Source organism: Burkholderia pyrrocinia (assembly GCF_018417535.1).
Lineage (GTDB): Bacteria > Pseudomonadota > Gammaproteobacteria > Burkholderiales > Burkholderiaceae > Burkholderia > Burkholderia pyrrocinia_E.
Map to the genome: position 1 here is coordinate 1,646,863 of NZ_CP070977.1, position 13,229 is coordinate 1,660,091.

Genomic DNA, 13,229 nt, shown 5'->3' on the forward strand with positions numbered 1-13,229 from the left:
CAGTGGCGAACTACACCCCGCAACCCCAACAATGACAAAGAATCACGATCCCAAATGGTCATCGTGAATTTTCGGGCCGGTCGATCGAGTCTCGCTCGCAAAACGGCCGCCGTCGACGCGGAATTCGGCCCTTCGGACGACCAGGCGTGCCCTCGAAACCGCCCGGGTCCTTCGGCGGGATCTCCGAACATGCGGGCACTGCGCACCGCGATTTTCGACCAGCTACAAACTTCTGGATTTGCTTGACAGAATCATCGATAGGGAAATTCTATAGCTTGACAAAATGGACTTAAGCCCATGAAACGAAAAGAATTTCATTCGCGCGTTGACCGGCGAAATTCTGTCAAGTTGGTTGACAGCAGGTTGACAAATTGACGGGCGAACGAGCTCGAGCACCCAATTTCGCGGCCGTGCCGGCCGCACCTTTGCCAGAGGAAATCAACATGGCATTCATGAAGCAGTCGGAATTTGCGGACCTGTGCGGCGTGTCACGACAGGCCGTGCTCAACTGGAAGCGCGAGAGCAAACTCGTCATGCAGGGCGCGCGCGTCGACGTCGATGCGTCCCTGGCTCGGCTCGGCCGGGTTCGGCGCGGCGGCTCTCCCGTTCAGCCGGAGGCGAGCAAGGATGCAGTAGTCGACATCGAGATCCAGCCCGGCGAATCACTCGACCAGGCTGCTGAACGCCTCGCGGGCGAGATCGATGTCGATGGCACGAGTTTCGACGAAGCCAGGCGCATTAAGGAGGTCTATCTCGCCCTACTGCATCGCCTCGATTTCGAGAAGAAGTCTGGCGCCCTGGTGGAGCTCGATACCGCCAGCACCGTCCTCTTCGAGGAGTTCCGGGCACAGCGCGATGCGTGGCTCAACTGGCCGGCAAAGGTCGGGCCACTGATTGCCTCCGAACTCGGCATCGAGGCCGACAAGATCACCTCGGTGCTGGTCGCCCATGTCCACAAGCAGATTGCACAACTGGGGGAACCGGAGGTTCAGTTCAGCGAGGACCGCTGACCGTTTGACGCACTGCGGCGGTGCGAGTACACTCCGCGCCGCGGGGTGGAGCAGTCTGGCAGCTCGTCGGGCTCATAACCCGAAGGTCATAGGTTCAAATCCTATCCCCGCAACCAACATCGAAGCCCGCTTTGCGACAGCAAGCGGGCTTTTCATTTCGTACGCGGCATCTCGCCGTTGTGACGACAAGAAGCCACCCGCGACGAATTCTGATCATCACCTCCTCGATACCGATTCTCATATGGCAGATAATGATCTCCTTTTTCAAGGAGGCATTATGCAAATTGACGTTACGGGGCTGAAACCTGATCCGGATAACAAAGGGCATGTTCTGGGATGGGGAGTGATTCGACGAGCACCGTGGCACTTCGCTGGCGTTTACCCAAGCGAGGACGCTGCCAACGCGGTGGCAGCAGAGTTGGGCCCGGACTACGTTTTCGACTACGGCTCTCATCGTGTCGGTTCGGACGATTTCATCGGCGGCCTTGACCCGAGGACTGTACGCCAGTAATCACGCATGTTTTTTGCCCCGCATCACTATCGCGGGGCATGTGATCAACCGTAGGCCAATCAAAAAATCAATCCTTCGAAGCGCGAGAAATGACATGAGAAAGCGACTTCATCACCATGTCTGGCAACACTATCTGAAATCGTGGCTAGTCAACGGGGCGATAACATGCTTGGCCGCAGATTCGATCTTCCGAACCGGAACCGTCCGAGTTGCAGTGGATCGCGACTTCTACACACTGAAGGCTCTCAGCAATCAAGATCTGCAGCTCGCCCGCGTCTTGATCGGCGGAGTGAAGAACGAGGACGCACGTCAAAGCCAGCTTAGATTTTTGGAAAGGATTGCAATTCCTTCCAGGCTCAAAGGCATATCACCAGACATCGATAGCGAGATTGATACATTTCACAGCAACGTCCTCGAGGAATGGCACACAGCGATTGAACACTCGTTCATCCCGTTACTGAAAAGGGCGCTGGTTCACGACATCGATTTCTATAGACACGACCAAGACTGCATCCCGTTCCTTCACTACCTGTGCACTCAGAACATGCGAACAAAGGGTGTTCGCGAACGTGTTTTAGCGCTGAACGCGGAAAGCGGCGTTCTAGACATATCCAGAATCTGGCCGATCCTCGCCATTACCTTCGCGGAAAACGTTGGGGCGACCCTGTATGTTGAACGACGGCGACGCAAACTTGTGTTGATTCAGAACACGACTGACGTGCCGTTCATAACCGGTGATCAGCCCGTGGCTAATCTATTGGCCATTGCAGACGGCCCGCCTGAGCGTTTGGCCCTCTACTACCCGATTTCTCCTGACCTTGCATTGGTATTGAACGAGGTCGATGACGAACTCCCTCTTGCCAGCGAAACACTTACGACGGAGCAAGTCCGCGGCCTCAATGCGAAACTTGCATCAGGGTGCCACGCGCAGCTGTTCGGTACTTCGGAGGAGGCTTTACGCTCTGCTCAACACGATCCCGCATGGGTTCCACGCTCTTCATGAATACAGTCTTCTTACTGATGGCACAGTACGGGGCAACTGCCGTCGTTCCGGTCGAGCTCGTCTGTCGTGACTACTTCTCGCATCTCACCGTGCCCCAGTTTGTTCGCAAGGTAAGTACCGGCGACATTGCCATCCCACTCGTTCGGATGGAACGGTCAAAAAAGGCAGCAAAGGGCGTTCACATTCAAGATCTCGCGAACTACATCGATGAGCGGCGTGCTGCCGCATTAAAGGAATGCGAGCAGCTGCGCTCCTAGCGCTCTGCCAATCGATGCAGTTGCCGATTCAGTGGGCAAGGCTGATGCCAATTGCGCGCGTGCCATTGGCTGAATGGGCAGTTGGTGCAGCGCTGCTCATTCGGCCCAGCGTCGCCCGCGCGATCACCGGACAATTCAATTGCGACCCACGGACCATGAACACAGTCTTCTTGCTGATGGCTCAGTACAACGCGACAGCGATCATACCGATCGATGTCGTGTGCCGAGACTACTTCGCGCCGATGACGGTCGCGACGCTTGTCAGAAAGATCAGCACTGGCGAAATTCCGCTCCCGCTCATTCGGATGGGAAAGTCCCAGAAGTGCGCTAAGGGCGTCCATATTCAGGATCTGGCGAACTACATCGACGAGCGTCGGGCAGCAGCAGTGAAGGAGTGTGCGCAGTTACGCGCATAGCCGCTGATCGCGTATGTCGATCAGTTGACGAGACTGAAGCCGATCGCGAGCGTGCTTGCAATGGCAAGCATTGCGCTTACCCATCCACAAACCTGACCCGCAACATTGAGTCGTCTTCCGGCAGTGAGGCGATCGTACACATGGTCTATTTGCTTGGACAAATCCCCCACTTCCACCATTCGCGATTTGACTTCATTCAGCATCCTGTCAAAGCTCACTGAGGCGAGATACATATTGAGAATAGCGAAAGCAACCCCGAGCCCATATCCGAGCAACGCAGTGGCGCCGATCCACTTCGGATGAGGCAGCTTCGCACCCGCCAATAGAGTTGCCACGCCGGCCAAGCCAGCCGCATTCAGCACGACCAGGTGTTTGACTGTCTCAAGGTCCCATGTGGATGAGCGCTCCGACAAGCGTTCCCACCATTGCTCGAGCATGGAACGCGCTGCGTGCCGCCGGGCCGATTCCCGGCCTCGCGCGTCATCCACAAGATCATTTCGGATGTCCATAACCTAAGTCTCCTCGTTCGCTCCCGATACCCGAGAGAATATCGGATCAAGAGCGTCGCAAGATGCCCGCGCCCAAATTCGAACCGGCGCTACCGCTGCTGGCAAAGCCCTTGTACCCACGAGTCGGAACAGGCCTGCAATGCCGAGTATGAGCATCTCAAGGGTCGGAACGCCACTGCCCTACTAGCATCATCGAAGCCCATTCTGCGAAAGCACGCGGGCTTTTTATCTGGACCGTGGCAACGGGCATGTCACTTTACCGACGGCCCATTACGCGGCTGGGCAAATCTCATGGCTTCGCCTGATCCAACTTGCGCATAAACTCATCCTCCGACTTCTGTATCAGTTTATCCGCGAGTCCCTGAATGGTCGGATTGAGATGCACGGCCACGTATAGAACCTTTTCCATGGAACTACGAGATAGGCGAAAAGCAGGTGTGAACGCGCGTCCAGCATCCTTCACGAAATGAATTTCCCTTACCGCGACCGTGTCCCCAAACGCATCTATGTGGCTCTTGCGAGCTTCAACTGCGCGCCATGGCAAATATGGGTTATCGAGAGCGTTTAGCCTGTCCAGATCCCGCCAAAAATCCTCGTCGGACCTATATAAGCTGGCCTTTCCCGTTTTCGTATTCACATTGATTTCCTACGCAGAGCATTGTCAATCTGCGACGATCGACTGTTCCCGAGCATCTCGTCGACCTGAATCATCGAAACCTGCGGTGGCCTAGTATGCCGCTCTGCGAAGGGGTAGACAGCGCGAACCGCAATGGCTAGCGCCCGTCCCATACTGCTCCACTGGCACAAGCCACCTCGATTGATCGGCCGCAACTCAGCGAGTTTCGAGCGTAGCGCGTCACCCTCACCGCTGCAAGGCGGTCTCGTCACTGGTAGTATTTTCGTTAATCCCTGCGGCGACAAGCGCTTGACGCCCCTTTTCAAGTAGGCGGCCTTGCTCTTTTGATGTAATGTTGTCGCCCCAAAATCTGCGCTCGAGATAGAAATTGCTAATCTCCGCTCCGGAAAGAAACAGCATATCACTCTTATGTCGCTGTGATTTATCTACGTTAGCACTCTGCTGTAGCGGCCAATCGGGGCCTCTACTGACTGCGGCAGGGATAAACGGTGTTCCGAGCATATCCGCTGGTGATACAGCAACTATAGGAGCGCGGTTTGGTATTGCAACCACGCTACTCATTGCACTGGTGAGTGTAATATAACTAATCGCCCCGTCAGTCTTGACGTATATGTTACTAAGCTGCCCCTCATATAGGATGACCTGCCCGCTGTCCTGGACCTTTGATAATGCAGAAACAGCGATAATTGTCTCCCCTTTTCTTTTAGAATTAAAAGGCCCTCGTATCTCATACAGCCATGGGTGCCGAGCCAAGCGCGAGAATAACGGCAATTGATATTCAATTGCCAATCCGCACACCAATCCAATCGCAACACCAGCCACATCTATGCATGCAAAATATACAATGACGTGTGCAATATGCTGGGCAAGACCGAAGGATGTTGTGCGCAAATCTGCGCCCGAAATATTATCGGCGTGAAGTACCGGAAAGAAATAGCTAAGATCAACAGGAGCAATCCATCGAATGTGATTTGCCGCCCACCCGTTGATAACTATATAAAATGCCCCGTGAAGGAAAAACGAGGTGCAAACAATCCCCGCAAGCTGCCCTAATGGGCTAATAGCAACGGTTTCTCGACTAATCGCTTGCGGGGCATAAAGACCAGCAAAGAAAAAAGCGCCTGGCGTAAGCAGGACAGCAACAACTACCGTGGCCCAAGCAAGAGACACGTTGTCTTACAACGGCGTGACAGTCGTCAGATTCTTTCCTTTGAGCGCAATACGCCTTTCAACAATACGATTCACTGCTTCTTCGTATGTCACCGGGGAGCCATCCGCAAGAGGCTCTAACGCTTCGAGAACCAATTTAATATCGCCGCCAGCAAGGTCAACAAGCCCCTTGAAGCCCTCTTCGCTTCGATTGGTAGAGATACGCATTTGGACCTCCGGGGTTTCTCGAGACTCAAGCCAATAATGTGCGCCAGCGGTTCCATGATCAAGGAGGGGCAGTACCTACAGCGCGCAATTTGATCGTAGCAAACGTTCCCATGGTCAGTATGCCTCAGATCAAAAAAGGCAGGGGTACCGCTAGCTCAGCGTTGCTGCACAACCATTGATCGGCGGAGCTCGGCCGCTGCATTGCTGGCGCACTCGGTCAGGGGTCGCTCGGAGATAAGGCATCTCATGCCTGTGCTCAAACACGCTCGCCGGAGGGGTGTGCGGCTTTTCGAAGCGACCACGAAGGCGTGCACAAGCAGGTGGGTTGACAAAATCCAGTTACATGACGGTTACATGGAGCAATGACGGGGAATCTGATTGAAGCAAAAAAAGCCACAAACCCTTGATTTCACTGGCCCGCCCTACACGATTCGAACGTGTGACCTACGGCTTAGAAGGCCGTTGCTCTATCCAACTGAGCTAAGGGCGGTCGAGGAAAAAAGACACGGCGCCTGACGCGGACCGCATTTGGCACGAGGCTTCGAGCAGCAGCAGCAACAACAGCACCACCCAACTCAACGCCCCGAAACAAAACGGGCCCGGCATGAAACCGAGCCCGAAATTATACCCGATCATCGCGCCACATCACGCGAGACCGGCTATCGCGGCATCAAACCGGCTGCGGATGCAGCATGAACCAGCCGAGACAGAACACGCCGGCGATCACGCAATACACGCCGAACGACGCGAGCCGGCCGCGCCCTTCGAAATAGCGCATCAGGAACCGCACGCTCAGGTACGCGGCGATCGCCGTCAGCACGCCGCCGAGCAGCGCATCGGCGAGCTGGTCACGCGCATGGAACAGCTTCGGCAGCTCGAGCACGCCCGCCGCGAAGATGATCGGCGTGCCGAGCAGGAACGAGAATTCCGCCGCCTTCTCCGCCGTCAACCCGGCGGCATTGCCGGCGATCATCGTCAGCCCGCTGCGCGAGAACCCCGGAATCAGCGCGCCGATCTGCGCGAGGCCCACGAAGAACGCCTGCTTGAACGTCATCTTCTCGGGCGCCTGAAGCGCGCGGCTGCGCTGGATGCGATCGCCGAGCCACAGCAGCACGCCGTTCACGATCAGCGCGATCGCGACGATCCGCAGGTCGTGAAACACGCGTTCGATGCGCTTCTCGAGCAGCAGCCCGACGATGCCGGTCGGGATCGTCCCGATGATCAGCGCCCACATCAGGTGCCCGTCGTCGTTCTTGCGGCCGCCGAGCTGCGCGAAGAAGCCGCCGATCAGCGCGATCCAGCGCGCGCGGAAGTACCACAGCAGCGCCAGCGCGGTGCCGAGGTGGAGCGCGACGAGGAACGGCAGCAGTTGCGGCGCGTGCTTGTCGATATGCATGCCGAACAGTGCCGGCACGAGCAGCGTATGGCCAAGGCTGCTGACGGGGAAGAGTTCGGTGACGCCCTGCAGGACGCTCAGGAATACCAGAAACCAGAGACTCACGCGTCGGTCCTTTTAATGGAGATTAAGCGGGAAGAAAGACGGACGACGCGATGCGCGTCCGAAAAAACGCGCCCCGATTATGCCGAGCCAGGATTACTGCGCCAAGGCATTTGGCCGGATATTGCGGCATTGCACACAAACGCTTGCAATTTGTAAGCGCACAGAAAGCAAAAAGCCCGCCATTTGCATGGCGGGCTTTTCGACTTCGGCAGGAATTGCCGTCAGCGGCCGAGCTGATAGAAAAATAATACCGTGCTGCCGGTGAACATGCCGAACAGTGCGAGTCCCATTGCCATTGCCAGATCCATGGCCCCCTCCACGAAGTGTCATGACCCGGCAACCTCACCGGTTCAGAGGCATTATCCAGACCGTTGCGACTGTTAAAAACTCGCAATTTCCCGAGAAGGGTTTTCCCCGACCGGCGGCGGCCCGATAATGGAGCGCGCCGTGTCCCGTCCACCCGCCCAACCCGATTCGCCATGCCGATCTTCCAGCAACACGACATTCACGAACTTCACGCCGGCCCGTCGGTCGTCCGGGTCGCCCCGCAATTCGGCGGCCGCCTGCTGTCATGGGACGTCGACGGCGAACCGGTCATTTTCTGGCCGGAAACGGCCGACTGGAGCAACCTCGCGCGCGTGCGCGGCGGCAATCCGCTGCTGTTCCCGTTCCTCGGCCGCCACCGCGTCGACGGCGAACTCGGCCGCTGGCGCGACGCCGCCGGCGTGGTCCGCGACCTGCCGATGCACGGCTTCGCGCGCGACCTCCCGTTCGCCGCACAACCGTCGGCCGACGGCGCCGCGCTGTCGATGACGCTCGACGCGAACGACGCGCTGCGCGCGAGCTACCCGTTCGATTTCCGGTTCGAAACGACCTACCGGCTGGCAGACGCGCACACGCTCGAAGTCGCGCTCACGACGACCAATCGCGGCGACACGCCGCTGCCTTACTACGCCGGCCACCACTTCTATTTCGCATTGCCGCACGGCGAACGCACGGTCACGACGCTCGAACTGCCGCCGACCCGCCTCTGCCAGCAGCGCGCAGACGGCTCGATCAGCCCGCTCGAACCCGGCGAAGCGCGCTACCGCCTCGACAATCCGGACATCCTCGATCGCTTCCACTGCCTCGACGGCGAGCCGTCCACGCCGGTGCGCATCGTGATGCTGGGCCGCCGCCGCACGATCGAGATCGCGCTCGACGTGCCGGGCTCGATCCCGTGGTACGCGGTCACGACCTGGACCGAAAAGCCGGAGTCGGACTTCTACTGCGTCGAGCCGTGGCTCGGCCTGCCGGATGCGATCCACAACGGCCTCGGGCTGCGCATGCTCGCGCCGGGCGCGACCGAAACGGCCACGCTGCGGATTCGCGTGATCCCGCTCGCAGGCTGATAACGGGCGCGCCGAAGCAGTGCGTAACGGCGTCGAAAAGGCCCCAAACTGCGGTGCCCGGGTCGAACCCGTTAAAATCGGACGTTTTGTGTTGCCTGCCGCGTCATGAGCGGCAGGGTTTTGCGAGGTTCAATGTTCGGAACAACAACGAAGCGACTCTTCGCAGCCGCCTGCGCCGCCCTGCTCGTCGCGTGCGGCTCCGCGCCTGTCGGCCCCGGGTTCTACCGCGTCGAGCGCGGCGATACGCTCTACAAGATCGCACGCGACAACCGCACGTCGGTGCAGAACGTCGTGCGCTGGAACCAGATGACGAACCCCGATGCGATCGAAGTCGGCCAGGTGCTGCGCGTCGCGCCGCCGCCCGGCACGACCACCGCATCGACGCCGTCGACCACCGGCACCGGCAGTGCGGGCCGCGCCCGCCCCGCGCCTTCCGCGCCGGTCGAATCGGCCGTCAAGCCGGCCACGAGCATTTCGCTGATCTGGCCGGCGGCCGGCAATGTGGTCCGCACGTTCGACGGCTCGAAATCCAAGGGCATCGACATCGCGAACTCGCCGGGCACGCCGGTGATGGCGGCCGCGCCGGGCGTCGTCGTCTATGCGGGTAACGGGCTGCGCGGCTACGGCAACCTGATCATCCTGAAGCACAACGCCGATTACCTGACCGCCTACGCGCACAATCGCGCGCTGCTGGTGAAGGAAGGCCAGTCGGTCACGCAGGGGCAATCGATCGCGGAGATGGGCAACAGCGACAGCGAGCGCGTCGCGCTGCATTTCGAGTTGCGCTACGGCGGCCGCTCGATCGATCCGTCACGCTACCTGCCGGCGCGCTGAGCGCGCGACAGCCGGCGCGCGATGCCGATGCGCATCGCGTGCCGTCTCGGGCAAAATCGGGAAGGTCGAATCAGCGCTTGCGCAGACGGCCGGTAAACCGACCGGACAGCGGATCGACGTGGCAGGCAAACGCCACCAGCACGCCGATTCCGATCAGGCTGAACCCCGCAGCAATCAGAAGCAAATCCATGGTCCTATCACTGTTGTGTCGTGATCTTATGCGTCATTGTGGAATCGTGCACTGAGCCCTGGCTATTGGACGAGTCCGAAGATTCCCTATCAGCAGACACCATTGTGGATTCGTCTGCGTGAAACCCTGATGTAATCCGTTCGCCCGACGTCACGTTCGATACCCAGGAGACCCGCGATGCTGCCCGCCGCCGACTGCTACGACAACCTGCTCTCCCGCTTCCGGTGGGGCATTCCGGCGCGTTACAACATCGGCGTGGACGTCTGCGACAAATGGGCAGACGGCAGCGGGCGCCTCGCGCTGATTCACGAAACGGCGCAAGGCGACGTTTCCCGCATCACGTTCGACGACCTGAGGAATGCTTCTAACCGGCTCGCGAACAGCTTTGCGCGCGCCGGCCTGCGACGCGGCGACCGGATCGGCATCTTTCTCGCGCAGGGCCCCGAAACGGCCATTGCGCACCTCGCCGCGTACAAGCTCGGCGCGATCGCGGTGCCGCTCTTCACGCTGTTCGGCGTCGATGCGCTCGAATACCGACTCGCGAACAGCGAGGCATCCGCGCTCGTCACCGACGCGGCCGGCTACGCGAAAATCGCGCCGCTGCGCGCGCAACTGCCGGCGCTGCATACCGTCTACTGCATCGGCGACGATGCGCCCGACGCGCCGGGCGTGCTGCGCTACGACGCGGCGCTCGCCGCCGAGACGCCCGCTTTCGCGCCGGCCGATACGGCCGCCGACGATCCGGCGGTGATCATCTATACGTCCGGCACGACCGGCAAGCCGAAAGGCGCGCTGCACGCGCATCGCGTGCTGCTGGGCCACCTGCCGGGCGTCGAGATGTCGCAGCAGTGCTTTCCGCGCGACGCGCGCCTGTTCTGGACGCCCGCCGACTGGGCGTGGATCGGCGGCCTGCTCGATGTGCTGCTGCCGTCCTGGCATCACGGCGTGCCCGTGCTCGCCCGTCGCTTCGAGAAGTTCGACGGCGACGCGGCGTTCGCGCTGATGGCACGGCACGGCGTCACCCACGCGTTCCTGCCGCCCACCGCGCTAAAGCTGATGCGCGTCGTGGAGCGGCCGCGCGAACGCTACGCGCTGTCGCTGAAATCGGTCGCGAGCGGCGGGGAATCGCTCGGCACCGAGCTGACGGCCTGGGGACGCGACGCGCTCGGCGTGACGATCAACGAGTTCTACGGGCAAACCGAGTGCAACATGGTGCTGTCGTCGTGCGCGGCGCTGTTCGATGCGCAGCCGGGCGCGATCGGCAAGGCGGTGCCCGGTCATGCGGTCGCGATCGTCGACGCGGACGGCACGCCGCTGCCGCCCGGCGTCGAAGGACGCATCGCGGTGCGCCGCCCCGACCCGGTGATGTTCCTCGAGTACTGGCGCAATCCCGGCGCGACACGCGACAAGTTCGCGGGCGACTACCTGCTCACCGGCGATACGGGCATGATCGACGCCGACGGCTTCGTGCGCTTCGTCGGCCGCGACGACGATGTGATCACGAGCGCCGGCTACCGGATCGGCCCGGGTCCGATCGAGGACTGCCTGCTCACGCATCCGGCGGTGCGGATGGCGGCCGTCGTCGGCGTGCCCGACGCGACGCGCACCGAGATCGTCAAGGCGTTCGTCGTGCTGAACCCGGGCCATGTCGGCGACGATGCGCTGGTGCGCGCGTTGCAGGCACACGTGCGCACGCGGCTCGCCGCGCACGAGTATCCGCGCGCAATCGCGTTCGTCGACAGCCTGCCGATGACCGCGACCGGCAAGATCGTGCGCCGCGCGCTGCGCGACGCGTGAGCCCCAGCCACCCGCTCGGCCCGCCCGGCCGGATGGTTTATAGTGGCGCCACGCAGTCTTTCCAAGAAACCGATGTCCTCTGAACACCCATCCGCCGCGGGCGCGTCGCATAGCCCGCTCTACGCCAAACTCCTCGGCGAGACCGCCAAGATCGACTGGTGCGATCTCGAACGCTTCTTCGCGCAGGGCAAGCTGCTGTCCGTCGCACGCGACCTCGATCTCGTCAGCGTCGCGGAAGCGGTCGCCGGCGACGATGCCGAACAGGTCACGCGCTGGCTGTCGGCCGGCCTCGTCGCACGCATGCCGGCCGAGACCGCCGCCGACTACGCGGCGCGCAACCCGGAGCTGTGGGCGGTCGTCGTATCGCCGTGGGTCTGCGTGCAGGAACGCGCCTGACGCGTCCGCCATGTCCGAATCCGCGTTACCGCACGGGGCCGGCACCGGCTCGGCCACCGTCACGCACCGGCGCGTCCTCGCGCTCGCCGTCCCGATCGTCCTGGCGAACCTGACCCAGCCGATCCTCGGTGCCGTCGACACGGCCGTCGCCGGCCACCTCGACGGCGCGCAGTATCTCGGCGGCGTCGCGCTCGGCGGGCTGTTCTTCAATTTCGTGTTCTGGGGCTTCGGCTTCCTGCGGATGGGGACGACCGGCCTCGTCGCGCAGGCGCACGGCGCCGGCGACGACGCCGGCATCCGCCTGAACCTGCTGCGCGCACTGATCGTCGCGCTCGGGCTCGGTGCCGCGGTGCTCGCGCTGCAGGTACCGCTGCTGTCGTTCGCGCTGACCGCGCTCGGCGGCAGCGATGCCGTGCGCGCGACGGCGCTCGCGTACAGCCACGCACGGATCTGGAGCGCACCGTTCGCGCTCGCGAACTACGTCGTGCTCGGCTACCTGCTCGGTGTGCAACGCGTCCGGCTCGCGCTCGTCGCGCAGGTGTTCATCAATGCGGTGAACATCGGCACCGTGCTGCTCTACGTGTATGGCTTCGGCTGGGGCATCGCCGGCATCGGCGCAGCGACCGCCACCGCGGACGCATGCGGTTTCGCGCTCGGCGCGTGGATGCTGTGGCGGCTGCGGCCACGCGGCCTCGGGCCAATCGCCGCGCGTGCGCTCGCCGATCGCGTGGCGCTCAAGCGGCTGATCGCGCTCAATCGCGACATCTTCCTGCGCACGCTGTGCCTGCTCGGCGCATTCGGCTGGTTCGCGCACCTCGGCGCGAAACAGGGCGATGCGACGCTCGCGGCGAACGCGCTGCTGCTGAATTTCCAGACGTTCATGGCGTACGGCCTCGACGGCTTCGCGCATGCGGCCGAGGCGCTCGTCGGCGCGGCAGCCGGCGCGCGCGACCGCGGCACATTCCGGCAGGCCGTGCGCGTCACGCTGTTCTGGTCGGCGCTCGGCGCGCTGCTGTTCGCGCTCGTTTACTGGGCTGCCGGCAGCTGGATCGTCGCGCGCCTGACCGACCAGGCCGAGATCCGCGCGGTCGCGCTGCGCTACCTGCCGTGGGCCGCGATCTCGCCGATCGTGTCCGTCTGGGGCTTCCTGCTCGACGGCGTGTTCATCGGCGCCACGCAGACACGATCGCTGATGCGCGCGATGGTCGTGTCGTTCTCGATCTTCATCGCGGCCACGCTCGCCGCCGTCGGCACGTTCGGCAATCACGGCCTCTGGTTCGCGCTGCTGCTGTTCATGGCCGCGCGCGGCGCGACGCTCGCGCGCTACCTGCCGGGGCTGCTGCGGCGCATTGGCGCCGACGCACACGCCGCACCCGCGGCCCGCGCCTGACTGCCGGCCA

14 protein-coding genes and 2 tRNA genes are annotated in these 13,229 nt (G+C 61.8%); 10 read left to right on the forward strand and 6 right to left on the reverse strand.

Features of this window, described 5'->3' with window-relative positions; genetic code table 11:
- Positions 1–443: 443 nt before the first annotated feature.
- The 5 genes from JYG32_RS07665 to JYG32_RS07685 all read left to right on the forward strand — a co-directional run bounded on the left by JYG32_RS07665 (position 444) and on the right by JYG32_RS07685 (position 3,197).
- Entirely contained in the window at positions 444–1,010 is a 567-nt protein-coding gene (locus tag JYG32_RS07665) for a hypothetical protein (protein WP_213265194.1), read from the forward strand.
- Positions 1,011–1,049: 39 nt separating this feature from the next.
- Positions 1,050–1,126: transfer RNA gene (locus JYG32_RS07670), tRNA-Met, on the forward strand.
- 489 nt (positions 1,127–1,615) lie between these two features.
- Entirely contained in the window at positions 1,616–2,524 is a 909-nt protein-coding gene (locus JYG32_RS07675) for a DUF4238 domain-containing protein (RefSeq protein ID WP_213265195.1), read from the forward strand.
- On the forward strand, positions 2,521–2,781 hold the full coding sequence (locus JYG32_RS07680) for a pyocin activator PrtN family protein (RefSeq protein ID WP_213265402.1): 261 nt from the start codon (positions 2,521–2,523) through the stop codon (positions 2,779–2,781). The genes JYG32_RS07675 and JYG32_RS07680 overlap by 4 nt, the downstream gene beginning before the upstream one ends.
- Before the next feature lie 155 nt (positions 2,782–2,936).
- Positions 2,937–3,197 carry a pyocin activator PrtN family protein gene (locus tag JYG32_RS07685; protein ID WP_213265403.1) on the forward strand — a complete coding sequence of 87 codons (261 nt, stop codon included), beginning with the start codon at positions 2,937–2,939 and terminating at the stop codon, positions 3,195–3,197.
- A 20-nt stretch (positions 3,198–3,217) separates the two neighbouring features.
- Here JYG32_RS07685 and JYG32_RS07690 read toward each other — a convergent pair whose 3' ends face one another.
- From JYG32_RS07690 to JYG32_RS07715, 6 genes are all read right to left on the reverse strand, one after another.
- Positions 3,218–3,706 (reverse strand): hypothetical protein, encoded by a 489-nt coding sequence (locus JYG32_RS07690; protein ID WP_213265196.1) that lies wholly within the window; start codon positions 3,704–3,706, stop codon positions 3,218–3,220.
- 289 nt (positions 3,707–3,995) lie between these two features.
- Entirely contained in the window at positions 3,996–4,343 is a 348-nt protein-coding gene (locus tag JYG32_RS07695; protein ID WP_213265197.1) for a hypothetical protein, read from the reverse strand.
- A 225-nt stretch (positions 4,344–4,568) separates the two neighbouring features.
- Positions 4,569–5,513: a hypothetical protein gene (locus JYG32_RS07700; protein ID WP_213265198.1), complete on the reverse strand. Its 945-nt coding sequence runs from the start codon at positions 5,511–5,513 to the stop codon at positions 4,569–4,571.
- Between the two features lie 6 nt (positions 5,514–5,519).
- Positions 5,520–5,720: a hypothetical protein gene (locus JYG32_RS07705; RefSeq protein WP_213265199.1), complete on the reverse strand. Its 201-nt coding sequence runs from the start codon at positions 5,718–5,720 to the stop codon at positions 5,520–5,522.
- A 413-nt stretch (positions 5,721–6,133) separates the two neighbouring features.
- Positions 6,134–6,210: transfer RNA gene (locus JYG32_RS07710), tRNA-Arg, on the reverse strand.
- Between the two features lie 180 nt (positions 6,211–6,390).
- Positions 6,391–7,221, reverse strand: coding sequence for an undecaprenyl-diphosphate phosphatase (locus tag JYG32_RS07715; protein ID WP_213265200.1), 831 nt, complete (start codon positions 7,219–7,221; stop codon positions 6,391–6,393).
- A 479-nt stretch (positions 7,222–7,700) separates the two neighbouring features.
- On the opposite strand from JYG32_RS07715, the gene JYG32_RS07720 reads away from it, so the two are divergent.
- From JYG32_RS07720 to JYG32_RS07740, 5 genes are all read left to right on the forward strand, one after another.
- Positions 7,701–8,612, forward strand: a complete 912-nt coding sequence (locus JYG32_RS07720; RefSeq protein ID WP_213265201.1) for an aldose epimerase — start codon at positions 7,701–7,703, stop codon at positions 8,610–8,612.
- A gap of 132 nt (positions 8,613–8,744) precedes the next feature.
- The gene (locus JYG32_RS07725; RefSeq protein ID WP_213265202.1) at positions 8,745–9,446 is read left to right on the forward strand and encodes a peptidoglycan DD-metalloendopeptidase family protein; all 702 of its coding nucleotides are present in this window, start codon (positions 8,745–8,747) and stop codon (positions 9,444–9,446) included.
- Positions 9,447–9,813: 367 nt separating this feature from the next.
- Complete coding sequence (locus JYG32_RS07730) at positions 9,814–11,433, forward strand: acyl-CoA synthetase (protein ID WP_213265203.1); 1,620 nt, start codon at positions 9,814–9,816, stop codon at positions 11,431–11,433.
- A gap of 72 nt (positions 11,434–11,505) precedes the next feature.
- Positions 11,506–11,829, forward strand: coding sequence for a DUF2288 domain-containing protein (locus JYG32_RS07735; RefSeq protein WP_174380014.1), 324 nt, complete (start codon positions 11,506–11,508; stop codon positions 11,827–11,829).
- A 10-nt stretch (positions 11,830–11,839) separates the two neighbouring features.
- On the forward strand, positions 11,840–13,219 hold the full coding sequence (locus JYG32_RS07740; RefSeq protein WP_213265204.1) for an MATE family efflux transporter: 1,380 nt from the start codon (positions 11,840–11,842) through the stop codon (positions 13,217–13,219).
- The last annotated feature ends 10 nt before the right edge of the window (positions 13,220–13,229 follow it).